This is a genomic window from Variovorax paradoxus (assembly GCF_000834655.1).
In the GTDB taxonomy this organism is placed as follows: Bacteria; Pseudomonadota; Gammaproteobacteria; order Burkholderiales; family Burkholderiaceae_C; genus Variovorax; species Variovorax paradoxus_F.
Genome location: NZ_JXQQ01000039.1, coordinates 1 through 21,856 on the forward strand (window position 1 = coordinate 1; position 21,856 = coordinate 21,856).

General features: G+C 67.8%; 17 protein-coding genes. 12 read left to right on the forward strand and 5 right to left on the reverse strand.

Going from position 1 to position 21,856, the window contains the following annotated elements; translation table 11 throughout:
• Both RT97_RS17220 and RT97_RS17225 read right to left on the reverse strand, forming a co-directional pair.
• A partial coding sequence (locus tag RT97_RS17220) for a glycerol-3-phosphate dehydrogenase/oxidase (RefSeq protein WP_042580021.1) occupies nt 1-1,223 on the reverse strand: 1,223 nt, incomplete at its 3' end.
• Entirely contained in the window at nt 1,220-2,767 is a 1,548-nt protein-coding gene (locus RT97_RS17225; protein ID WP_042580022.1) for an FGGY family carbohydrate kinase, read from the reverse strand. The genes RT97_RS17225 and RT97_RS17220, both read right to left, overlap by 4 nt.
• A 180-nt stretch (nt 2,768-2,947) precedes the next feature.
• Between RT97_RS17225 and RT97_RS17230 the strand changes: the two genes are divergently transcribed.
• The 12 genes from RT97_RS17230 to RT97_RS17285 all read left to right on the forward strand — a co-directional run bounded on the left by RT97_RS17230 (nt 2,948) and on the right by RT97_RS17285 (nt 18,662).
• Nucleotides 2,948-3,994, forward strand: a complete 1,047-nt coding sequence (locus RT97_RS17230; RefSeq protein WP_042580023.1) for a substrate-binding domain-containing protein — start codon at nt 2,948-2,950, stop codon at nt 3,992-3,994.
• 16 nt (nt 3,995-4,010) lie between these two features.
• Nucleotides 4,011-5,537: a sugar ABC transporter ATP-binding protein gene (locus RT97_RS17235; RefSeq protein WP_042580024.1), complete on the forward strand. Its 1,527-nt coding sequence runs from the start codon at nt 4,011-4,013 to the stop codon at nt 5,535-5,537.
• Entirely contained in the window at nt 5,534-6,550 is a 1,017-nt protein-coding gene (locus RT97_RS17240) for an ABC transporter permease (protein WP_042580025.1), read from the forward strand. The genes RT97_RS17235 and RT97_RS17240 overlap by 4 nt, the downstream gene beginning before the upstream one ends.
• A 14-nt stretch (nt 6,551-6,564) precedes the next feature.
• Nucleotides 6,565-7,551 carry an aldo/keto reductase gene (locus RT97_RS17245; RefSeq protein WP_042580054.1) on the forward strand — a complete coding sequence of 329 codons (987 nt, stop codon included), beginning with the start codon at nt 6,565-6,567 and terminating at the stop codon, nt 7,549-7,551.
• Between the two features lie 58 nt (nt 7,552-7,609).
• Complete coding sequence (locus tag RT97_RS17250; RefSeq protein WP_042580026.1) at nt 7,610-8,464, forward strand: class I fructose-bisphosphate aldolase; 855 nt, start codon at nt 7,610-7,612, stop codon at nt 8,462-8,464.
• Nucleotides 8,465-8,690: 226 nt separating this feature from the next.
• Nucleotides 8,691-13,400, forward strand: a complete 4,710-nt coding sequence (locus RT97_RS17255; protein WP_042580027.1) for an RICIN domain-containing protein — start codon at nt 8,691-8,693, stop codon at nt 13,398-13,400.
• A gap of 142 nt (nt 13,401-13,542) precedes the next feature.
• Entirely contained in the window at nt 13,543-13,782 is a 240-nt protein-coding gene (gene atpE / locus RT97_RS17260; protein WP_013538854.1) for a F0F1 ATP synthase subunit C, read from the forward strand.
• 193 nt (nt 13,783-13,975) lie between these two features.
• The gene (locus RT97_RS17265; RefSeq protein ID WP_042580028.1) at nt 13,976-15,181 is read left to right on the forward strand and encodes an ABC transporter substrate-binding protein; all 1,206 of its coding nucleotides are present in this window, start codon (nt 13,976-13,978) and stop codon (nt 15,179-15,181) included.
• 124 nt (nt 15,182-15,305) lie between these two features.
• Nucleotides 15,306-16,226 (forward strand): branched-chain amino acid ABC transporter permease, encoded by a 921-nt coding sequence (locus RT97_RS17270; RefSeq protein ID WP_042580029.1) that lies wholly within the window; start codon nt 15,306-15,308, stop codon nt 16,224-16,226.
• Nucleotides 16,223-17,185, forward strand: coding sequence for a branched-chain amino acid ABC transporter permease (locus RT97_RS17275; protein ID WP_042580030.1), 963 nt, complete (start codon nt 16,223-16,225; stop codon nt 17,183-17,185). The genes RT97_RS17270 and RT97_RS17275 overlap by 4 nt, the downstream gene beginning before the upstream one ends.
• On the forward strand, nt 17,182-17,937 hold the full coding sequence (locus tag RT97_RS17280) for an ABC transporter ATP-binding protein (RefSeq protein WP_042580031.1): 756 nt from the start codon (nt 17,182-17,184) through the stop codon (nt 17,935-17,937). Before RT97_RS17275 ends, RT97_RS17280 begins: the two co-directional genes overlap by 4 nt.
• Entirely contained in the window at nt 17,934-18,662 is a 729-nt protein-coding gene (locus RT97_RS17285) for an ABC transporter ATP-binding protein (RefSeq protein ID WP_080898335.1), read from the forward strand. Before RT97_RS17280 ends, RT97_RS17285 begins: the two co-directional genes overlap by 4 nt.
• 13 nt (nt 18,663-18,675) lie before the next feature.
• Here RT97_RS17285 and RT97_RS17290 read toward each other — a convergent pair whose 3' ends face one another.
• The 3 genes from RT97_RS17290 to RT97_RS17300 form a co-directional block, all read right to left on the reverse strand.
• Nucleotides 18,676-19,287, reverse strand: a complete 612-nt coding sequence (locus tag RT97_RS17290) for a class I SAM-dependent methyltransferase (protein ID WP_042580032.1) — start codon at nt 19,285-19,287, stop codon at nt 18,676-18,678.
• A gap of 88 nt (nt 19,288-19,375) precedes the next feature.
• Nucleotides 19,376-20,833 (reverse strand): SulP family inorganic anion transporter, encoded by a 1,458-nt coding sequence (locus RT97_RS17295; protein ID WP_042580033.1) that lies wholly within the window; start codon nt 20,831-20,833, stop codon nt 19,376-19,378.
• A gap of 232 nt (nt 20,834-21,065) precedes the next feature.
• Entirely contained in the window at nt 21,066-21,779 is a 714-nt protein-coding gene (locus tag RT97_RS17300) for an SDR family oxidoreductase (protein ID WP_042580034.1), read from the reverse strand.
• Between the last annotated feature and the right edge of the window lie 77 nt (nt 21,780-21,856).

Sequence of the window (21,856 nt, forward strand, 5' to 3'; positions counted from 1 at the left end):
ACCTCGGTGGTCGCCTCTTCGGCGAGCGAGCGGAAGGTGGTCCACTTGCCGCCGACGAGGCCGACGATGGGAATGTCGCGCGTCGCGTTCGGCGGATCGATCACGACCGAATGATCGCGCGAGATCTGGCCCGGCTTGTCCGCGTCGGAGCGCGCGAGCGGCCGCACGCCGACATAGGTGTAGACCACGTTGTCGCGCCCGAAGGCCATGTTGGGGAACACCTCGCGCAGCACGTCGATGAGGTAGTCGACTTCGGCCGGCTCGGTGACGATCTGGTCCGGGTCTTCGACGGGGATGTCGGTCGAGCCCACGAGCACGCGGTCGAGAAAGGGATAGACGATGCACACGCGCCCGTCCACCGCCTCGAAATACGCCATGCGACCGTCGAGCGCATCGCGCAGCGCGGGATGGTCGAGCACGAGGTGCGAGCCCTTGGTGCCCATCACGCGCGGGCCGGCGCCGCCGAGCACCGCTGCGCTGCGGTCCAGCCACGCGCCGGTGGCGTTCACCACGGTGTCGGCCGTCACGCGCACGAGTGCGCCGGTGAGTTCGTCGCGCAAGGTGAGGATGTTGCCCGCGCAGCCCATCACGCGGCAGTAGTTTGCGGCGGCCGAGCGCGGCTGGTCGCGGCATGCGTCGCCGATGAGTTCGAGGATGAGCCATTCGGGATGGCTGATCCATGCATCGAAGAAGGTCGCGGTCCAGCGGATCGCCGCACGGAAAAGGCTGCGGTCGTTGGTCGGCACGCGGCTGATGCGGTGCCCCGGCATCATGCGCTGGCGGCGGCCCAGGATGTCGTAGAGCCGCAGGCCCAGCGCCACCGCCAGGAGCCCGCGCGTGCGCTGCGGCGGCGTGCGGCCGAAGAACTTGAGCGCGCTGCTCATGAGGCCGCCGAAGAAGTTCGCGAGCGGCACCACGGTCTTGAGCGGGCGCACGAGGTGCGGGGCGTTCCGCAGCAGCAGGTTGCGCTCGCGCGTGGCCTCGGCCACCAGCGAGAAGCTGCCGTTTTCCAGGTAGCGCAGGCCGCCGTGGATCATGCGCGAGGGCGCGCTGCTGGCGCCCGCGCCGAAGTCGCCCTTGTCGACGATGAGGCAATCGACGCGCTGCAGCGAAAGATCGCGGAACACGCCGACGCCGTTGATGCCGGCACCGACGATGACGGTGGAGAAATGGCGGTCCGCCAGGGAAGCAGGACGCACGAAGGGAAGTTGCCATGCGCTCATGGAGAAACCTCCGCGCTGCGCGCTGCGGTGCGGGCGTCTTCGGGCGGCCGTGCGGCGCTCTGCGCACCGCCCGCGATGTGGGTGAAAACAGGTGACATGCTGTCGATCAGTTCGTTGAAATCGGCGTTGAAATCCGCATGGGCGCGTGCGTCCCTTGCATCGGGTTCGATGAGGTCGCACGGCGCGAGCAGCGCGCTGCCCTCGGCCCCGTCGTCCAGGCCCTGCGATAGGGCCGCGTAGAGCGCGGCGCCGCGCGCGCCGGTTTCGTCGTCGGCGCAGCGCTCGACCGGGCGCCCCAGGAGCGAGGCGAGCAGGCGCACGAGGCGCGCGTCGCTCGCGCCGCCGCCCAGCACGGTCGAGGCGGAAACGGCGAGGCCGCCGGCTGCCAGGCGCGCCGTCTGGCGCACATGCAGCGCCGCCACGGCATCGACCACGGCGCGTGCCATGTCGGCGCGGGTGTGATGGCTCTTGAGGCCCACGAAGCCCGCCGTCACGCCACCGCCACCGTTGATGAAGGGCGCGAAGCGCAGGCCGTTCGCGCCGAGCGGCACGGTCATGGCAAGGTCGACCACCGCGCGCGCATCGGGCAGCGCGAGCACGCCGGCGAGCCACGCGATGTTGGCCATCGAGGACGGGCTGTTCTCCATGTAGAGGCGCTCGTGCGTGCGACCGAAATTCACCACGGAGGCGACGGCGGGCTTGGGCTCCATGACCGGGCCGATGACCGCGTTCACGCACCACGTGCCGAACACCTGCACTGCGCGGCCGCGGCCTTCGGCGCAGATCGCGGTCATCGAGGCGAGCAGGTCGATGGCGCCCATCGCGACGGGAATGCCCGCCGGCAGCCCGCACAGCGCCGCCTCGGAGGGGCGCAGCTTGCCGAGCACCGTGCCGCTCGGCAGGATCGGGCCGAAGTTGTGCGCGCCCAGGTCCGTGAGGCCCGAAGCGTCGAAGGCGATCTGCGACCAGCCGCCGGTGGCGAGCGACACGAGGCCGGCGGTGCTCGCATCGCTCGCATCGGTGGCGATTTCGCCGGTGAGCAGGAAGCCGAGGTAGTCCTTCGCGAAGAGCAGCCGGCGCAGCTCGCCGCGCTGCACGGCATCGGCGCCCAGCAGCTCGGCGGCGATCACCGTCGGCTGGCCGGGCCAGGGGCCGCAGCCCACGTCGTCGAAGAGCCGCGTGCCGTGGCTCCTGGCGAGCGTTCGTGCCCGGGCATCGGCGCGCTGGTCGGTGGAGGCGACGGCGCGGCCGCCAACCAGTTCGTTGTTCGCATCGAGCGCGTAGAGGCCGGCGCCGTGGCCGGTGCAGGCCATGGCGCGGACCTCGGCCGCGCGCGGCCCGAGCTGGTGGGCCACGTCGCGCAGCACGTGGGTGAGCGCGGCGCGGATGGCCGCGGCGCGCACTTCGCAGCCGCCGCCGGCGAGCCGGTCGTGCGGCAAAGGCATGCGGGACAGGGCAACGGCGCGGCCGCTTCCGGCTTCGAGGGCAAGCGCTTTCAGGCTGCTCGAGCCCATGTCCACGCCGATCAGTATGTTTGGCATCATGTCATAACAGCTTCGGCGGAAAAAAAGCCCATCGCCAGTAGCGTTTCCCCTAGTACTCGGCGCAATCAGGCCGGGATTACATTCTAGCCTGTCATAACAACTGATGTGACATTGAGGTCCCGAAGACCTGCTCGAAAAGAGAGGTCGCAAGCTCTGCCAGTCAACGTGAGGAGACAAAGAATGAGGCGTAATTTCCTGAAGTCCGCAGCCGCCGCCGGTATCGGCCTGGCCGGTGCGAGCGCATTCGCGCAACAGCAAGCAGCTGCCCCTGCAGCAGGCGCGGGCCTGCGCGGCAACGCCAGCGACGTCTACGTGATGAACGTGATGGTCTCCGGCGTGGAGTACTGGTTTCCGGTCTACGAAATGATGAAGCAGCTCGGCCGCACGCTGGGCGTGAAGACGCGCTACACCGGCACGCCGGAGTACGACGTGAACAAGCAGCTCGCATCGTTCGAGCAGGAACTGGCTCGCAAGCCAGCGGGCATCCTGCTGCACCCGATGAACCCGGACCCCTTCATCGAGCCGATCAACCGCGCCGCGGCGATGGGCATCCCGGTGGTCACCTTCGCGGCCGATTCGCCCAACTCCAAGCGCACCTCGTTCGTCACCTCCGACAACGACCGCGAAGGCACGCAGGCGGCCGATGCGATTGCCGCCTCGCTCAACGGCAAGGGCGAATACGCCGTGCTGGAGAACCCGGGCCAGGACAACCACGACCGCCGCATCGCCGCCTTCGTGAATCGCATGAAGACCAAGCACACGGGCATGAAGCTGGTCGGGCGCGCCGCCAGCAACCAGGACCCGAACAAGGCCTACCAGGCGGTGCTGAGCCTGGCGCAAGCCAACCCGAACCTGGGCGCACTTTTCATGCCCGAGGCCAACTCGGCGCTCGGCGCTGCGCAGGCCAAGGTCGAGACCAAGAAGAACATCAAGGTGATGTGCTGCGACGTGAACGCCAAGATCCTGGACATGATCAAGTCGGGCGACGTGTTCGGCGCGATCAACCCGAACCAAGGCATGCAGGGCTACATGGGCATGATGATGCTGTTCCTGGCGAAGAACCCCTCGCTCATCGACCCGATGAACGACGCCAAGCGCAACGGCACGAACCCGATGTCGGTCCCCTTCCTGGACAACGGCCTCGCAGTGGTGAGCAAGGCCAACGCGGACGACTTCTACTGGGACAAGTACCTCGCGCGCCGCGGCACCAAGGGAATCGGCGAATGAGCGCGGAGGTTGCCCGATGAGCGCTGTGGGCCCTTCTGCATTGCTCGAACTGCGCGGCATCAGCAAGCGCTTCGGCGCTTCGCGCGCGCTCTCGGGTGTGGACTTCTCGCTGCACGCGGGCGAGATCCACGCCCTGTGCGGCGAGAACGGCGCCGGGAAGTCGACGTTGATGAACATCATCGACGGCATCCACCGCCCCGACGAGGGCGAGATCCTGCTGAACGGCCAGAAGGTCGTGATCGACGGCCCGGCGCATGCGATGCGCCTGGGCATCGGCCTGGTCCACCAGGAGATCGCGCTGTGCGCCGACGCGACCGTCGCCGAGAACATCTTCATGCCCGAGATCAACGCCGGCAAGGCGGCGTGGATGAACTACGCGAGCTTCAACGAACGCGCGGCCCAGGTGCTGCGCCGCCTGGGGCAGGACATCGACCCCGCCATGCCGGTGGGCGAACTCTCCATCTCCAGCCAGCAGCTGGTGGAGATCGCCAAGGCGCTCACGCTCGACTGCAAGGTGCTGATCCTCGATGAGCCCACGGCCGCGCTGACCGACAACGAGTCGGCGGCGCTGTTCCGCGTGCTGCACGACCTGAAGGCCCAGGGCATCGGCATCATCTACATCAGCCATCGCATGGCCGAGATCTTCACGCACTGCGACCGTGTCACCGTGCTGCGCGATGGGCGCAATGTGCACTGCGGACCGCTGGCCGGGTCGACGCCCGACGAGCTGGTGCGCCGCATGGTCGGGCGCGACCTGGGCAACTACTACCCGCCCAAGCAATCCGTTGCGGAATCCTCCGGGCCCGTGCTCGAAGTGAGCGACATCGCCGACGGCGAGCGGGTGCACGGCGTTTCCTTTGCACTGAAGCGCGGCGAGATCCTCGGCATCGCGGGCCTCATGGGAGCCGGCCGCAGCGAGCTTGCAGAAACCATCTGCGGCCTGCGCGTCGCCAGGCGCGGCACGGTGCGCCTGGCCGGCAAGGCGCTGACCATCCGCAAGTACAGCGACGCGCTGCGCGAAGGCATCGCCTACCTCAGCGAAGACCGCAAGGCAGCCGGCGTGTTCCTCGACTTGCCGATCGCGCAGAACGTGTCGTCGATGGCGCTCGGCCGCGTGAGCTCGGCCTGGGGCCTCTTGCAGCGCTCGGCCGAGCACAAGCTCGCGAAGACGCTAGGCGCCAAGTTGAACCTGAAATCCGACGGTGTCGCCATCGAGGTCTCCAGCCTCTCGGGCGGCAATCAGCAGAAGGTGGCCATCGCCAAGCTGCTGGCCACCAACCCGTCGGTGCTCTTGATGGACGAGCCCACGCGCGGCGTGGACGTGGGCGCGAAATCGGAGATCCACCACATCCTGCGCGAGCTCGCGAACCAGGGCGTGGGCGTGATTGTGATCTCGTCGGAACTGCCCGAAATCATCGGCCTGTGCGACCGGGCCCTGGTGATCCGCGACGGCCAGGTCGCGGGCGAACTCGAATCGAACGAAATGACGGAAGAGGCCCTGCTGCGGCTGGCTTCCGGACTCTGCGAACAGGAAACAGCATGAACTACCCGGCACAACTCGATGCGGGCCTTCCCCCCAGGCAATCAGGAGGCGACCCCGTGAAGCCCGCCAACAAACTCACGAGCATGCGCGAAGCAGGGCTGCTTCTGATCATCGCGGTGCTGTGCATCGCGATGAGCTTCGCATCGCCCTACTTCCTCACCTGGGACAACGTGCGCGCGATGCTGCTGTCCTTCTCCATCGAAGGCATCGTGGTGGTGGGCATGACGATCCTTTTGATCGTCGGCGGCATCGACCTCTCGGTGGGCTCGGTGGTGTGCTTCGCGATGGTGGTGACGGGCAAGCTCTTCCTGATGGGCGTGGACCCGTGGCTTGCGAGCCTCGTGGCCATCGGCATGTGCGGGCTCATCGGCGCCATGATCGGCGGCTGCGTCACGCGCATCGGCCTCAATCACTTCATCGCCTCGCTGGCGTTCATGGTGATCGTGCGGGGCCTGTGCCTGGCGCTCACGCAGGGCACGCCGCAGTCGCTGTTCTCGCTGCCCGCGGAATTCAAGTTCATCGGGCAAGGCACGCTCTTCGGCGTGCCGGCGGTCATCCTGATCTTCCTGGCGATCGTGGTGGTGAGCGACTTCGTGCTGCGCCGCTCGACATTGCTGCGCCGCGTGTTCTACACGGGCAGCAACGAGAAGGCGGCGCTCTATTCGGGCATCCGCGTGGGACGCGTGAAGTTCTGGGTCACCGTGCTGTGCTCGGCCTGCGCCGGTCTCGCGGGCGTGATCTACACGGCGCGCTTCGGCGCCGCCACGCCGACCTTCGGCATGGGCATGGAACTGAACGTGATCGCCGCCGCGGTGATCGGCGGCGCAAGCCTCAAGGGCGGCTCGGGCACGGTGCTGGGCGCGGTGCTCGGCCTGGCCCTCCTCTCGGTGGTGACCAGCTCCCTGATCCTGCTGGACGTGTCGCCTTACTGGCAGGACGTGATCAAGGGCCTGATCCTGCTCGCGGCCGTGACCATCGACCACATCATGAACACGAGAAAGAAAACGCGATGAGCCAACCGCAGATGATGCAGATGAAGAAGACAACGCTGGGCCCGTCGGGCATCGAATGCTCGGCCATCGGCCTGGGCACCTGGGCCATGGGCGGCTGGATGTGGGGCGGCGGGGACAACGCGGCCGCCGTCATCGCGATCCAGGCCTCGCTCGACGCGGGCGTGAACCTGATCGACACCGCGCCGGCCTACGGCCTCGGCCGCTCCGAGAGCATCGTCGGTGCCGCGCTCAAGGGACGCCGGCAGGAGGCGGTGATCGCCACCAAGTGCGGCCTCGTCTGGCACACACAACAAGGTACGCACTTCTTCGAAGAAGACGGCCACCCGGTGTACCGCTTCCTCGGGCGCGAATCGATCTTCCATGAGTGCGAAGAGAGCCTCAAGCGCCTGCAGACCGACTACATCGACCTCTATATCACGCACTGGCAGGACAGCACCACGCCCGTGGCCGAGACCATGGACGCGCTGCTCGACCTGAAGAAGCAGGGAAAGATCCGCGCCATCGGCGTGAGCAACGTGAGCCCCGAAACACTCGCTGAATACCTGCGCTACGGCCCGGTCGATGCGGCGCAGGAGCGCTACAGCCTGATCGACCGCGAGATCGAAGCCACGCTCGCGCCGCTGTGCAGCGAGCACAACGTCGCGGTGCTCGGCTACTCGTCGCTGGCGCTGGGCCTTCTTGCCGGCCCCATCGATCCCGAGCGCGAATTCAAGGGCGACGACCAGCGTGCGAGCAACCCGCGCTTCAGCGCCGCCAACCGCGCGACGCTCAAGGCCTTCTTCGAAGAGCTCGAACCCGTGCGCGCCAAGCTCGGCTGCTCGTTCGGCCAGATGATGATCGCGTGGACGGTCGCGCGCGGCAACGTGGCCGTCGCGCTCTGCGGCGCGCGCGTGCGCCAGCAGGCCATCGAGAACGCCGGTGCCGGTGCGGTCGCGCTGGACGACGAGGCCCTGCGGCTGATCGACGCCGCGGCGAAGCGCCACCTCTCCGCGCTCGCCTGAGACCCCTGCCTCCCCGCACACCCTCTTCATTCCCGACCCCAACAAGGAGTTCTTTCCCATGTCGAAAGACAATACAGCACGGCTCAACCGCCTGCTCACCAACGGCCGCTGCCTGGACATCGCCCTGGACCACGGCGTGTGCAACGAGCCTTCGTTCCTCGACGGCCTGGAGGACATGCCCCAGGTCATCGACAAGCTCGTGGCCGCCGCCCCCGATGCGCTGCAACTGAATTACGGCCAGTCCGACCTGCTGCAGGACCGACCGGGCCGCGACAAGCCCGCGCTCGTGATGCGCATCGACATGGGCAACCCCTACAACGCCACGCTGCACCGCGTGATGTGGGCCCAGCTGCAGAACGAGCACGACCCGGTGCTGCCGGCCGTGCAGCGCGATGCGGCTTGCGTGGTCGTCAACCTCTTCATGCTGCCGAACGAGCCCGATCTCTTTCGCCAGTGCGTGCAGAACATCGCGCGCGTGCGCGCCGACTGCGACCGCTACGGCATGCCGCTGATGATCGAGCCGCTGGTGATGCAGTCGCCCACGCCGGGCAGCCGCTACATGGTCGACGGCGACGCCGAGAAGATCGTGACGCTCGTGCGCCTCGCGCGCGAGATGGGCGCCGACATCGTCAAGGCCGACCCGACCAGCGACCCGAAGGATTTCCACCGCGTGGTGCAGGCCGCGCGCTGCCCCGTGCTCGTGCGCGGTGGCGGCCGCGAAGAACTGCAACAGGTGTTCGCGCGCTCGCGCACGCTGCTGGACCAGGGCGCGGTCGGCATGGTGTACGGGCGCAACGTGTACCAGCACGCGAATCCGTCGGCGGTGGTGAGTGCGCTGATGGCCATGATCCACCGCGATGCCAGCGCCGAGGCGGCCTGGAACATCTACGAATCGGGCGGCGCGAACAAGTAGGGCCGTCGCCAGAGGGAGAGAGAACCAGAACCGTTCGGGCTGAGCTTGTCGAAGCCTTGCGCAGTGCTTCGACAAGCTCGGCGCGAACGGTTCCAAAAGGGTTTACGGCAGGCGATCACCCGTCGTCCGCCGGGGTGCGTCCTGCGCGCGCACTTTGCAAGTCGAGCCAGAGAAGAAAACGAGTCAGTGGGTTTCCCTGCGAACTTCTAACAACCTGGAGGCAACGATGAAGATCCGGTATTACGTGATGGCATTGATGGTGCCGTTCGTCACACTGCTGACGCACGCGGCGATCACCGGGGTCAGTCCGATGACGACCCTCGGCAACATGGCGACGGCGGTCTCCGCAGCCGTCGCCGACCCGCTCCCGCTGCAGGGGCCGGGCTTGGGCAACCTCACCTACACCTCGGCCGAACTGTTCAAGCCGGTGTCGATGATCACCAGCCCCAACCACCCGCTCGACCCGGCGCACAGCAGCGCCTACGAGTCGCGCGAGGTGCCCGCCACCTACCCGGGCCGCAAGGACTACGGGATGAACGCGGGCATCATGGTCAACGGCTACTTCCTCACCTCCTTCGCGCCGGACAGCGGCCTCGGCCCGGGCGGCTTCCTGCTGTACGACGTGTCGAACCCGCGCCAGATCCAGCTGGTCAAGAAGATCTACGAGCCCGAGGCGCGCACCAAGGAGTTCCGCGAGACGCACTCCTTCGGCACCGCCAAGATCGGCGGCAAGACCTACGTGGTGCTGCCCAGCATCAACGGCGTCGAGTTCTGGGACTTCACCGACATCAACGACATCAAGCAGGTGAAGAAGCTGGCGCTGCCCGGCGTCAACGCCGGCGACTACGAGAACGTGGCCTGGCAGCTCTGGTGGCAGGCGCCCTACCTGTATGTGGCCTCGGCGGGCCGGGGCATGTTCATCGTCGACGCGAGGGACCCCGCGAACGCCGTCGTCGCCAACCGCGGCGCCGGCAAGCCCAACCCGGTGCCTACCGGCGAGCTCGGCGGCTTTCGCCTCGGCCCGATCTTCACGATGGGCAACCACATGGTGCTGACCGCGATGGAAAGCAACGGCGGTTTCGCGAGCCTGGACATCTCCGACCCGCTCAACCCCAAGGTGCTCGATTCCATCGTGGGCACCACGCCGTTCTATTACGCGACCTGCTTCGACGGCAAGAACCTGCACGTCTCCACGCGCAACAGCGGCGCGAAGATGTACAGCTACGACCTCTCCGACCGCTCGCGCTTCGTGGCCGAGGACAACCGCCTGGTCATCGACGAGCAGCTCTACTGCGCCACGCAGGACAACTACGTCATTCAAGGCGCGCAGACCCGCATCCACAAGGTGGACGTGAGCAATCCGCTCAACCACGTGGAGGTGGGCCGCGGCAGCATCCTGCGCGAGGACGACCCGAACTTCTCGCACTCGGACAACGGGCAGGTCGCGATGTTCGGCAACCTGGTCTTCGTGGGCAACGACCACGGCTCGGGCAGCGGTTTCGTCGTGCACTCGGTGGACCCGGACATCACCAAGCCTGAAGTCAAGCAGGTCTCGCCCGCGAGTGGTGCGAAGCAGCAGGCGCTGACCTCGCGCATCGGCCTCGGCATGACGGACAACATCCGGCCCGAGAGCGTGAACGCCAACACCTTCATCGTGAGGCCGGTGGGCGGCAACACGCTGGCGGGTACCTACAGCGTGCAACTGGGCATCGTCAACTTCCACCCCGAGCAGCCGCTGCTGCCGGGCACGAGCTACGAGGTGTTCCTTCCGGCCAACGGCCTGAAGGACTATGCGGGCAACGCGATCGCCGCGGACTACCGATCGACCTTCAACACCGGCAACGCGACCGACATCAACCTGATGCACTACTGGACGCTGGCGGGCAACCTCTCCGACCAGATCGGCAACAACGGCGGCACGCCGGCCGCGGGCGATGCGTTCGAGAGCATCGGCATGAACTTCGCGAACCGCACTGCCGGCGTGCCGCTGAAGAACGACAGCGTGGCCACCGTGCTGGGCGGCACCGCCTCGCTGAGCTTCTACATGAAGACCACCCAGGCGGGCGGCCCCAATTCGTGGACCGCGCCCGGCATCTTCGGGCGCGACCAGTCGGGCGGCGCTGACGACGTGTTCTGGGGCTGGCTCGACAGCAACGGGCGCATCAAGCTGTCCGTAGGCAACGACGGCGGCACCACTTCCACCGCGGTGGTGAACGACGGCAACTGGCATCACGTGGTGCTCACGCGCGACGCGGCCTCCGGTGCGCAGGCGGTGTACGTCGACGGCGTGAAGACCACTTCCGCCGGCCTTACGGGCACCAAGGGCCTCGCGAACAAGTTCAATGTGCTCGGCCAGATCCAGGGCAATGCGGCGCTCTTCAAGGGCACGCTGGCGGAAGTGCGCGTCTACGGTCGCGTGCTCTCCGACACCGAGGTGAACACGCTGCGCGGGCAAGCCATCATCGGCGACCCGGGCATCGGCGGCGGGCCGAAGCTCGTCAACGGCCAGCTGGTGTTCAACCCCGGCACGCTCGGCAGTGGCGGCGCGCAGTTCCGCTGGAACTTCGGCGACGGCACGCAGACCGCCTATTCCAACCAGCCGAACTACACCTACACCTATACGCGCCCCGGCCACTTCACGGTGACGCTGACGGTGAAGGATGCCAACGGACGCGAGACCTTCTACACCTACAACCTGACAGTGATCGTCCCGACGACGGCGCGGGCGCCCACGCACACGACCAACATCGCGGGCGATGCGAACTCGGTGTACTCGGTCAACCCCGACAGCGGCACGGTCGCCGCCATCGATGCGCAGACCCTCGCCAAGCGCTGGGAAGTGCGCGTGGGCGAAGAGGCCAAGACGCTGGCGGTCGGCCCCGACGGCCGTGTCTGGGTCACGGTGCAGGGCGAAGACAAGCTGGTGGCGCTCAATGCGGCCGACGGCAGCGTCTCGGCCACCGTGCCGCTCGCCTACGGCAGCGGCCCCTACGGCGTGGCCTTCACGCCCGACGGCGCCAAGGGCCTGCTGACGCTGGAGAGCAAGTCGGTGCTCATGAGCTTCGACCCGAGCAACGGCGCCACCACCGGCGCGGTTGCGCTCGAAGGCAACTTGCGCGGCATCGCGGTGAGCTCCGATGCGCAGGTGGCCTACGTCACGCGCTTCAAGTCGAAGATGACGGGCGGCCAGCTGCACAAGGTGAACCTGCAGAGCATGAGCGCCATGACCACCATCGCGCTGCCGGTGGACACCACCACGGTGGACACCGAGAGCCGGGCGCGCGGCGTGGCCAACTACCTGAGCCAGGTGATCATCTCGCCGGACGGCACGCGGGCGGTGCTGCCTTCGAAGAAGGACAACATCGTGCGCGGCAAGTTCAGGGACGGCAACAACCTGGTGCACGACCAGACGGTGCGTTCCATCCTCTCGCAGGTCAATTTGCAGACGGCCGCGGAAGTGTTCGGCGAGCAGATCGACTTCGACGACCGGGCACCCGCGCGCGCGGCGCTGTACTCGCCGTCGGGCGACTACCTCTTCGTCGCGCAGATGGAAGGCAACCGCGTGGCCATCGTCGATCCGTACAGCCGCTCGGTGCGCGGCGAGATCAACGCCAGCAGCGCGCCGCACGGCCTGTACCTGGACGCGGCGAGGAAGCGGCTCTACGTCAACAACTTCCTCGCACGCTCGGTGTCGGTGCACGACGTGGCCTCGGTGCTGGCCTCGGAGACGGCGGCGCCGATCTTCCTGCAGAACGTCTCGACGGTCGCGCAGGAACCGATGTCACCCGCGGCGCTGCGCGGCAAGCAGGTGTTCTACAACGCGTCCGACCGGCGCATGAGCAAGGACAACTACATCTCCTGCGCAAGCTGCCACGCGGATGCCGGCGACGATGGCATGGTGTGGGACTTCACCCAGCGCGGCGAGGGCCTGCGCCGCACCATCAGCCTCATGGGCAAGCGCGGCCTCGGCCACGGCAAGCTGCACTGGACGGCCAACTTCGACGAGGTGCAGGACTTCGAGAACGACATCCGCAACGAGTTCGGCGGCACCGGCTTCCTGAGCAACGCGGACTTCACGGCCACGCAGGACCCGCTGGGCGCACCCAAGGCCGGCAAGAACGCGCAGCTCGATGACCTGGCGGCCTACCTGACCTCGCTGAACAAGTACATGCGCAGCCCCGCTCGCAACGCCGACGGCAGCCTGAGCGTCGATGCGGCGCGGGGGCAGGCACTGTTCGCTTCGGCGCAGTGCGTGACCTGCCACACCGGAGCCACCTTCCGCGACGGACAGCGGCACGACGTGGGCACCATCCAGCTCTCGTCGGGCAAGGGCAGCAACCAGCCGCTGGCGGGCGTGGGCTTCGACACCCCGACGCTCGTGGGCACCTGGAACACCTCGGCCTTCTTCCACAACGGCCAGGCGGCCACGCTGCAGGACGTGCTGGCCAGCGGTCACGGCAACGCCAGCAGCCTGCCGGCGGCCGACGTGGTGGCGATCCGCGAGTACGTGCGGTCGCAGGACACCGACCCGACGCCGACGATCACCCGCATCCGTTCGAACCTCAGCAACCTCTGCGTGAACATCAAGGGCGTATCGACCGCCAGCGGCGCGACGGCGGTGCAGTGGCCGTGCGGCAATGCGAACAACGAGCGGTTCACGGTGACCAACCTCACGGGCGGCTACGTGCAGTTCAAGGCCGAGCACAGCGGCCTGTGCCTGGCGCAGAGCGGCACCGCGACGACGAACGCTGCGGTGGTGCAGCTGGCCTGCTCGGCCGGCGACACGACGCAGTGGAGCCTCGCGGGCGGTGCGATCAAGAACCGCGCCTCGGGTTCGTGCCTGGACGTTCCGAACAGCTCGACGACGCAGGACACTGCGCTGATCACCTGGACCTGCAACGGCGGCACCAACCAGAGCTGGACGCAACTGCCCTGACCGTCTGACGCTCCCTGAAAGCCGGCCGCATTTCGCGGCCGGCTTTTTTTCGTCCAGCCCATGACCTCCCACGTCATGGACCTCGCGCACCCGTTGCGGGAAAGTACGTCCATCGATCAACCAACCACCAGGAGAAAACACCATGACCGGCTTCAATATCCTTCCGCTCGCAGTCGCCCTGCTGATCGGCATCGCAGCGCTCGGCTCTTGCCTGGGCATCGGACTGGTCGGGCAGAAGTTCCTGGAAAGCACCGCACGCCAGCCCGAGATGGTCGACGTGCTGCAGACCAAGTTCTTCCTGATCGCGGGCGTGACCGACGGTGCCTTCATCATCGCAACGGGCATCGGCCTCTGGTTCGCGACAGCAAATCCGTTCGGCTGAACGGTCGCCCGGCCCCTGAAAAACGGGGCCCGCGCACCAGGAAGTGACACGATCCACTGGCACCATTCGTGCTAGCACCGTTGACACTGAATCGTTTATGGTTAAAGTATTTAGCTATCAACGGTTCGATGTTGCCGGTGCTGCATGACGCGGTGCCGATGCGTCGTTTCATCCTTCCTCCCTCGGAGAATCCATGAGCCACCTGTCCCCGAAGTCGCCCGCGCTGCCGCGCACCCTGCTCTCGCTGCTGCTCTGCGGCGCAGCCCTTGGTACCGCGGCGACGGCCATGGCCGCCCCCGTGAAGGTGGGCTTGGCCCTCGACATCTCGGGGCCTTTCGCGGCATTGGGCGCCGAGGCGCGCGACGGTTTCGCGCTCGGCATCAAGCAGCTGAACGGCAAGCTCGGCGGGCAGGACGTCGAATTCGTGCAGGCCGACATGGCCGGCAGCCCCGACCAGGCCAAGCAGCTGGTCGACCGCATGATCCAGCGCGACAAGATCGACATCTTCAGCGGCCCCATCGGCTCCAACGTGGCACTGGCCGTGGGCCCGACGCTCTTCAACGCCAAGGTGCCCTACCTCTCGGCCAACGCCGGCCCGAGCCAGTTCGCTGGTGCGCAGTGCAATGCATATTTCTTCGGCACCGCCTACCAGAACGACCAGTTCCACGAGGCGGCCGGCAAGTTTGCGCAGGACCGCGGCTTCAAGAAGACGGTGCTGATCGCCCCCAACTACCCCGCCGGCAAAGATGCGCTGGGCGGCTTCAAGCGCCAGTTCAAGGGCCAGGTGGCCGACGAGCTCTACACCAAGCTCGGCCAGATCGACTACGCCGCCGAACTCGCGCAGCTGCGCGCGGCCAAGCCCGACTCGATCTACTTCTTCCTGCCCGGCGCGATGGGCATCAACTTCATCAAGCAGTTCGTGGGCGCGGGCCTGTCCAAGGACATCACGCTGGTCACCAGCGGCTTCTCGGCCGACGAGGACGTGATCGGCGCCGTGGGCGAGCCGATGCTCGGCCTGTTCAACACCTCGCACTGGGCGCACGACCTGGACAACCCCGCCAACAAGGCATTCGTGGCCGCGTTCCGCAAGGAGTACAACGGGCGCTACCCGTCGGTGTATGCAGCGCAAGCCTACGACGCGATCCTCGCGATGGACGCGGCCGTGAAGCAATCTGGCGGCAACGCGCAGAACCGCGAAGCCGTGGTCGCGGCGCTCAAGAAGGCCAACTACGCCTCGACGCGCGGTGCCTTCAAGTACGCGAACAACCACTACCCCATCGAGAACTTCTACCTGCGCGTGATCGGCAAGGATGCGCAGGGCAAGGTCACGAACAAGCTGATCAACACGGTGCTCACCAACTACGGCGACAGCTACGCCGACAAGTGCCAACTCAAGTAGCTCGCCTCCAGGCTTCGCGCACTCGTGTCGCTACTCCTTCCCCCTACCGGGGGGCGACACCTGAGGCCCGGCAGAGCCGGTGCCTCGGTGTCTCCTGAATGAATGCGGGCAACCTTCTGATCCTATGAGTGGAATTCTTGTTCTCGAGCAGCTGCTCAACGGCCTGGGCTACGGCCTGATGCTGTTCCTGCTGGCCGCGGGCCTCACGCTGGTGTTCGGCATCATGGACGTGCTGAACCTCGCGCACGGCTCGCTGTTCATGTCGGGGGCGTACGTAGCCGCCGAGGCGCACACGCGCACCGGTTCGTTCACCGCCGCCATCGTGATCGCGGTGGCGGTCACGGTCGTGGTGGCGCTGCTGCTCGAAGTGCTCCTGATGCGCCGCCTCTACACACGCGACCACCTCGCGCAGGTGCTCGCCACCTTCGGCGTGATCCTGGTGGCCGACGACATCGTGACGATGGCCTGGGGCCCCTCGCCGGTGATGGCGCCGACGCCCGCTGCGCTCTCGGGGCCGGTCAACCTGATGGAGGGCCTGCCCTACCCGGCCTACCGCCTGGTGATCCTCGTCGGCGGGCTGCTGGTGGCGCTGGCGCTCTACCTCCTGGTGAACCACACGCGCATCGGCATGCGGGTGCGCGCGGGCGCCTCCGACCGGCCGATGGCCGAGCTCATGGGCGTGCGCGTGGGCCGCATCTTCAACGGCGTGTTCCTGCTCGGTGCGGCGCTCGCCGCGCTGGCCGGTGCGCTGATGGGGCCGATCGTCGCCGTGCAGGTAGGCATGGGCGAAGCCATCCTGATCCCGGCGCTCGTCGTGCTGGTGATCGGCGGCATCGGTTCGGTGCGCGGCGCCTTCGTGGCCGCACTGCTCGTGGGCGTGGTCGACACCATCGGCCGCGCGTTCGTGCCGATGCTGCTGCGCGCCACGCTTCCGCCGGCCACCGCGGCCGACCTCGGCCCGCTCTTCGCCGAAGTCGCGATGTACGCGCTGATGGTGGTCGTCCTGATCTTCCGGCCCTCGGGGCTTTTCTCGGCACGCGCATGAAGCTCTCCTCACGCTCCATCGGCCTCGGGCTGGTCTTCGTGCTGCTCGCGGCATTTCCGCTGGTCGCGCCGCTCTTCGGGCTCGACTTCTACATCGGCTTCGTGCGCCGGGTGCTCATCGTGGCACTGGCCGCGGCGAGCCTCAATTTCATCCTCGGCTTCGGCGGCATGGTGGCGCTCGGACATGCGGGCTTCATCGGCATGGGCGCGTACACGGTGGTGGCCCTCAGCGACGCGGGCGTGATGTCGGCGTGGGTGATGTGGCCGCTGGCCGCGCTCGTGGCCGGCGTCGTCGCCGCGCTGATCGGCACCGTGGCGCTGCGTACGCGCGGCGTGTACTTCATCATGACCACGCTGGCCTTCGCGCAGATGCTGTACTTCGTGGTGGTGTCGCTGCGCCGCTATGGCGGCGACGACGGCTACACGCTCATGAGCCGGCCCACGCTGCTGCCCGGGCTCGACCTGGGCAACGAATCGAACTTCTACTGGGTCGTGCTGGTCATCGTGGCGCTCGCGCTCTGGTGGCTGCACCGCGCAACGCAATCGCGCTTCGGCCATGCGCTCATGGGCATCCGCGACAACGAGACGCGCATGCGGGCGCTGGGCTACCCGGTGTTCCGGCTGCAACTGGTGGCGTTCGCGATCGCCGGCGCCATTGCCGGCCTCGCGGGTGCGCTTCTTGCAGGTGGCAACGGTTTCGTCAGTCCCGCGACGATGCACTGGACGCAATCGGCCACCTTGCTGGTGATGGTGGTGATCGGCGGCCTCGGCCGCAGCTGGGGCGGGCCCGTGGGCGCCATCGTCTGGCTGCTGCTGGAGGAGTTCCTGAAGCAGCACACCGAGCACTGGCACATGCCGCTGGGCCTGCTCCTGATCGCCGTCGCGCTGTGGGCGCCCAAGGGACTGGCAGCACTCGCGCGCCGCCGCCACGCAGCGCCACTCAACAAGGCAACGCCATGAGTCTTTTCAGAATCGAAGGACTGGTCAAGCGCTTCGGCGGCCTGCTGGCGACCGACCATGTGAGCCTGACCGTCGAACGCGGCGAGGTGCATGCGCTGATCGGCCCCAACGGCGCGGGCAAGACCACGCTGGTGAACCTGATCACCGGCCTCCTGAAGGCCGACGCGGGCCGCATCCTGCTGGACGAGATCGACATCACCAAGCTGCGCGACCACCAGCGCGTGGCCGCGGGCATGTCGCGCTGCTTCCAGGTGACGCGCGTGTTCGCCAAGGAGACCGTGCACGACAACCTGATGCTCGCGGCGCAGGCCCATGCGGGCAGCAGCCTGCGCTTCATGGCGCCGCGCGCGACCGAGCGCGACCTGGTGCAGCGCGCCATCGCGCTGGCCGACCGCGTGGGCCTGGGCGGCGAGCGCAACCGCATCGCGGGCACGCTGCCGCACGGTGCGCAGCGCGCGCTCGACGTGGCGCTGGCGCTCGCGGCCGAACCCAAGCTGCTGCTGCTCGACGAACCGATGGCCGGCATGGGCCCGGACGAATCGGCGCGCATGGTGGACCTGATCGAATCGCTGCGCGAATCGATGGCCATCCTGCTGATCGAGCACGACATGGACGCGGTGTTCCGCCTGGCCAACCGGCTCACCGTGCTGGTGCAGGGCCGCGTGCTGATGAGCGGCACGGCCGACGAAGTGCGCGGCCACCCCGACGTGCAGGCGGTGTATTTGGGCACCGAAGCGGAAGGACACGCATGAGCACGACGACGATGACGAAGACCTTGCTCGAAGCGAAGTCCATCGAGGCCGGCTACGGCGCAAGCCAGGTGCTGTTCGGCATCGACCTCCGGATCGGCGCGGGCGAGGTGCTCGCGCTGCTGGGCCGCAACGGCATGGGCAAGAGCACGCTCCTGAAGGTGCTGACCGGCACGCTTTCGCCGATGCGCGGCGACGTGCAGTTCGGCGGCGCGGCCATCGGCGGGCACAAGCCCGATGCCATCGCACGGCGCGGCGTGGCCATCGTGCCCGAGGGCCGGCATGTGTTTCCGAACCTCAGCGTCGACGAACACCTGCGCGCCTTCGCGCGGCCGCGCCCCGGCAGCGCGCCGCGCTGGACGGTCGACGCGCTGTACGGCCTGTTCCCGCGCCTGGCAGAGCGCAAGGCCAACGCGGGCAACCAGCTCTCCGGCGGCGAACAGCAGATGCTCGCGATCGCGCGCGCGCTGTCCACGCATCCGCGCCTCCTGATCCTGGACGAAGCCACCGAAGGCCTCGCCCCGGTGATCCGCGAGGAGATCTGGCACTGCATCGCCACGCTCAAGTCCGAAGGCGAGGCGATCCTGGTGGTCGACAAGTACGTGCAGCGCCTGCTGCCGCTGGCCGACCGGCACGTGATCCTCGAACGCGGGCGCGTGGTGTGGCAGGGCGACTCGGCCGCGCTCGACGCCGACCGCTCGCTCTGGACGCGCTACCTGGGCGTGTAGCCCAGGCCCGCGTTCACTCCGGCGGACGGCACGCGAGGAAGCCGGCCCAAGCCACGTCCTTGCAGCCGATCCACTGCGTTTCCCATTGCAGTTGCAGCCCCGCTGCTGCAAGCGCTTCGGCGAACCGGTCCTTCGACCAGTACACGGTCTGGTAGTCGCCGTTGGTCTCGCCTTCGCCGATGCGCATGCCCGCGAGGAAAACCCCGCCGGGCTCGAGCGCATCGAACACCTTGCGCAGCACCGGCGCAACCTGCGCGCGATCGACATGGATCAACACCGCCATGGCAAGGATCGCACTGTAGGGCCCGCCCAGCGCATCCGTCACGACGTTGAGCCGCTCGCCCTTCTTGCCGCGCTCGGCCTGCAGGTCGAGAAAGGCCTGCGCCGCATCGGTGCGCAGGACGACGCCGCCCAGGGACTCGATGAAATCAGCGTCCTGCCCCGATCCGGAACCGATCTCCAGCACGGTGCCGCCGGCGGGCACGTGCTGCATCATCCGGCGCAGCGCGTCCACGATCTCGGGCGGACGATGGCCTGCCACGATCGCGTTGTATTCGCGCGCGGAGTCCTCGTAGGACTGGATGGTGCGATCCATGTTCTTCAGCACCGAGGCGGGAATTTCCATGGGGCCTTTCCGCTCCGCCAGGCATCCGGCGGGAACCGGAAAGGCTAGGCGCAAGCCACCACCCGGCTCATGAGGAAAACCACCTAGCTCACTCGGGCGCGGCGTCGAGCCGCAGGATCAGGTCGCGGCTCGCCTGGTTGAGCCCGGTCACATCCACCGCGCTGCCGTGCTTGCGCAACCGCTCCACCACCTTGGTCAACGCGGCCACGGCGGTGACGTCCCAGAAATGCGCCTGCGCCACGTCGATGTGCACGGGCGCGCCGTCGATCTCGCGCACGTCGAATGCGTCCACCAGCATGTCGGCCGAGGCGAAGAACACCTGGCCCGTGATGCGGTAGATGCGCAGGCCGCCTTCGCCCGCTTCGGCATGCACGTGCAGCAGCCGCGCCACCTTGAAGGTGAAGAACACGCCGCTGAGCAACACGCCGACAGCCACGCCCGCGGCCAGGTTGTCGGTGGCGACGGTGACAGCCACCGTCGCGAGCATCACCGCGCTCGACATGCGCGGATGGCGCACCAGCGTGCGGAGCGACCCCCAGTCGAAGGTCGATGCGGACACCATCACCATGATCGCCACCAGCGCCGCCACCGGCACCTGCGACACCCAGGGCTTGAGCAGCACCATGAGGATCAGCAGGAAAGCGCCCGCGAACAGCGTCGACAGCCGCCCGCGCCCGCCGTAGCGCACGTTGCTCACCGTCTGACCGATCATTCCGCACCCCGCGATGCCGCCGAAGAAGTTGGCCGCGACGTTCGCAAGCCCCAGGCCGCTGCACTCCCGGTTCTTGGAGCTCGGCGTGTCGGTGAGTTCGTCCACCACGCTGGCGGTCATCATCGATTCGAGCAGGCCGACCATCGCGATCGCGAACGCAGGCAGCGCAATGATGCGCAGCGTGTCGAGCGTGAACGGCACCGACGGGAAGGCGAACGCCGGCAGCGCATCCGGGAGGTGCCCCAGGTCCGCCACGGTCTTGAGCGGCAGGTCGAGCCAGTGGCCGGCCAGCGTCACCACCACGATGCACACCAGTGGCGACGGCACCGCGCGCGTGATGCGCGGCAGCAGGTAGATGACGGCGAGGCCCAGCCCCACCATCGCCCAGGTCGCGGTATTGGCGCCGATGAAGTGCGGCATCTGCGCCGCGAAGATCAGGATCGCGAGCGCGTTCACGAAGCCGGTGCGCACCGAGGTGGAGACGAAGCGCATCAGCACGCCGAGCCGCAGCAGGCCGAACACGACCTGCATCGCGCCCGCGAGCACGCCGGCGGCCAGCAAGTACTGCAGCCCGTGCGCATGCACCAGCGGCGCGGCCACGAGCGCGACCGACCCCGCGGCCGCCGACACCATGGCCGGGCGCCCGCCCGTGAAGGCGATGACGAGGCTGATCACGAACGACGCGAACAGCCCGACGGCCGGATCGACGCCCGCGACGAAGGAAAAGGCGATGACTTCGGGAATGAGTGCGAAGGTGGCGACGGCGCCGGCCATCAGTTCGCGCGGAATGCTCGGACACCACTCGGTGCGCAGGCGGCTGTGTGGGGAGGACATGGAAAAAGGCAATGCGGCCCGCACGCGCCGGCAAGGCGATGCGGGTCGGGGGCAAGAAGAGATGGCCGACGCTGCGGCCCGGGTGTCGCCATGGCCGCAGCCATGGCGCGGCACTGCGCGATCGTCAAGGAGGCGTCGGCCGGGAGCAGCCGGACTGCCGGCGGCGGATGGGAAAGCGGGGCATCCTCGGACACATGGGGCGCGATTGTAGAGAGCGCCCCAGCCTCAACCTTTACACCGAGCGCGTGATGCCGCCGTCCACCCGCAGGTTCTGCCCGGTGATGTAGCCCCCGCCGTCGGAGGCGAGAAAGCCGATCACGGCCGCGATCTCGCTCATCTTGCCGTAGCGCCCCATCGGGATGCGGCCGCGGAACTCGGCCTTCTCGGGCAGGCTGTCGATGAAGCCGGGCAGCACGTTGTTCATGCGCACGTTGTCGGCGGCGTACTTGTCGGCGAAGAGCTTGGTGAATGCCGCAAGGCCCGCGCGGAACACGCCCGAGGTCGGGAACACGGGGTCGGGCTCGAAGGCGGCGAAGGTGGAGATGTTGATGATCGTGCCGCCGCCCTGCTTGACCATCAGCGGTGCCACGAGGCGGCTGGGGCGCACGGCGCTCAGCAGGTAGACGTCCATGCCCCGGTGCCAGTCTTCGTCGGTGATGTCCAGGATCGGCGCGCGGGGGCCGTGGCCCGCGCTGTTGACCAGCACGTCGACGCGGCCCCATTCGTCGGTGACCTTGTCGACCAGTCGCTTGATGTCGTCGTTCGACTGGTTGGAGCCGGTCACGCCGATGCCGCCGAGCTCCTGGGCCAGCGCTTCGCCCTTGCCCGACGACGAGAGGATGGCGACGCGGAAGCCGTCGTCTGCGAGCTTGCGCGCCGCAGCGGCGCCCATGCCGCTGCCACCGGCGGTGACGATGGCTACTTTTTTCTGTGCTTCAGAAGACATGCGGGGTCCTTGGTTGGAGTTCATGCGAGGGGTGCATTTTTAGCCCGAGGTTGCGGGGCGGGTGCACAGGCTCCCCC

What these genes read in the sequence shown, in the direction of transcription:
- RT97_RS17285 (WP_080898335.1), top strand. Translation starts at nt 17,934, where the DNA reads ATGAGCACGACGACGATGACGAAGACCTTGCTCGAAGCGAAGTCCATC.
- RT97_RS17295 (WP_042580033.1), bottom strand. Translation starts at nt 20,833, where the DNA reads ATGTCCTCCCCACACAGCCGCCTGCGCACCGAGTGGTGTCCGAGCATT.
- RT97_RS17300 (WP_042580034.1), bottom strand. Translation starts at nt 21,779, where the DNA reads ATGTCTTCTGAAGCACAGAAAAAAGTAGCCATCGTCACCGCCGGTGGC.
- atpE (WP_013538854.1), top strand. Translation starts at nt 13,543, where the DNA reads ATGACCGGCTTCAATATCCTTCCGCTCGCAGTCGCCCTGCTGATCGGC.
- RT97_RS17240 (WP_042580025.1), top strand. Translation starts at nt 5,534, where the DNA reads ATGAACTACCCGGCACAACTCGATGCGGGCCTTCCCCCCAGGCAATCA.
- RT97_RS17275 (WP_042580030.1), top strand. Translation starts at nt 16,223, where the DNA reads ATGAAGCTCTCCTCACGCTCCATCGGCCTCGGGCTGGTCTTCGTGCTG.
- RT97_RS17230 (WP_042580023.1), top strand. Translation starts at nt 2,948, where the DNA reads ATGAGGCGTAATTTCCTGAAGTCCGCAGCCGCCGCCGGTATCGGCCTG.
- RT97_RS17255 (WP_042580027.1), top strand. Translation starts at nt 8,691, where the DNA reads ATGAAGATCCGGTATTACGTGATGGCATTGATGGTGCCGTTCGTCACA.
- RT97_RS17280 (WP_042580031.1), top strand. Translation starts at nt 17,182, where the DNA reads ATGAGTCTTTTCAGAATCGAAGGACTGGTCAAGCGCTTCGGCGGCCTG.
- RT97_RS17270 (WP_042580029.1), top strand. Translation starts at nt 15,306, where the DNA reads ATGAGTGGAATTCTTGTTCTCGAGCAGCTGCTCAACGGCCTGGGCTAC.
- RT97_RS17225 (WP_042580022.1), bottom strand. Translation starts at nt 2,767, where the DNA reads ATGATGCCAAACATACTGATCGGCGTGGACATGGGCTCGAGCAGCCTG.
- RT97_RS17290 (WP_042580032.1), bottom strand. Translation starts at nt 19,287, where the DNA reads ATGGAAATTCCCGCCTCGGTGCTGAAGAACATGGATCGCACCATCCAG.
- RT97_RS17250 (WP_042580026.1), top strand. Translation starts at nt 7,610, where the DNA reads ATGTCGAAAGACAATACAGCACGGCTCAACCGCCTGCTCACCAACGGC.
- RT97_RS17245 (WP_042580054.1), top strand. Translation starts at nt 6,565, where the DNA reads ATGCAGATGAAGAAGACAACGCTGGGCCCGTCGGGCATCGAATGCTCG.
- RT97_RS17265 (WP_042580028.1), top strand. Translation starts at nt 13,976, where the DNA reads ATGAGCCACCTGTCCCCGAAGTCGCCCGCGCTGCCGCGCACCCTGCTC.
- RT97_RS17235 (WP_042580024.1), top strand. Translation starts at nt 4,011, where the DNA reads ATGAGCGCTGTGGGCCCTTCTGCATTGCTCGAACTGCGCGGCATCAGC.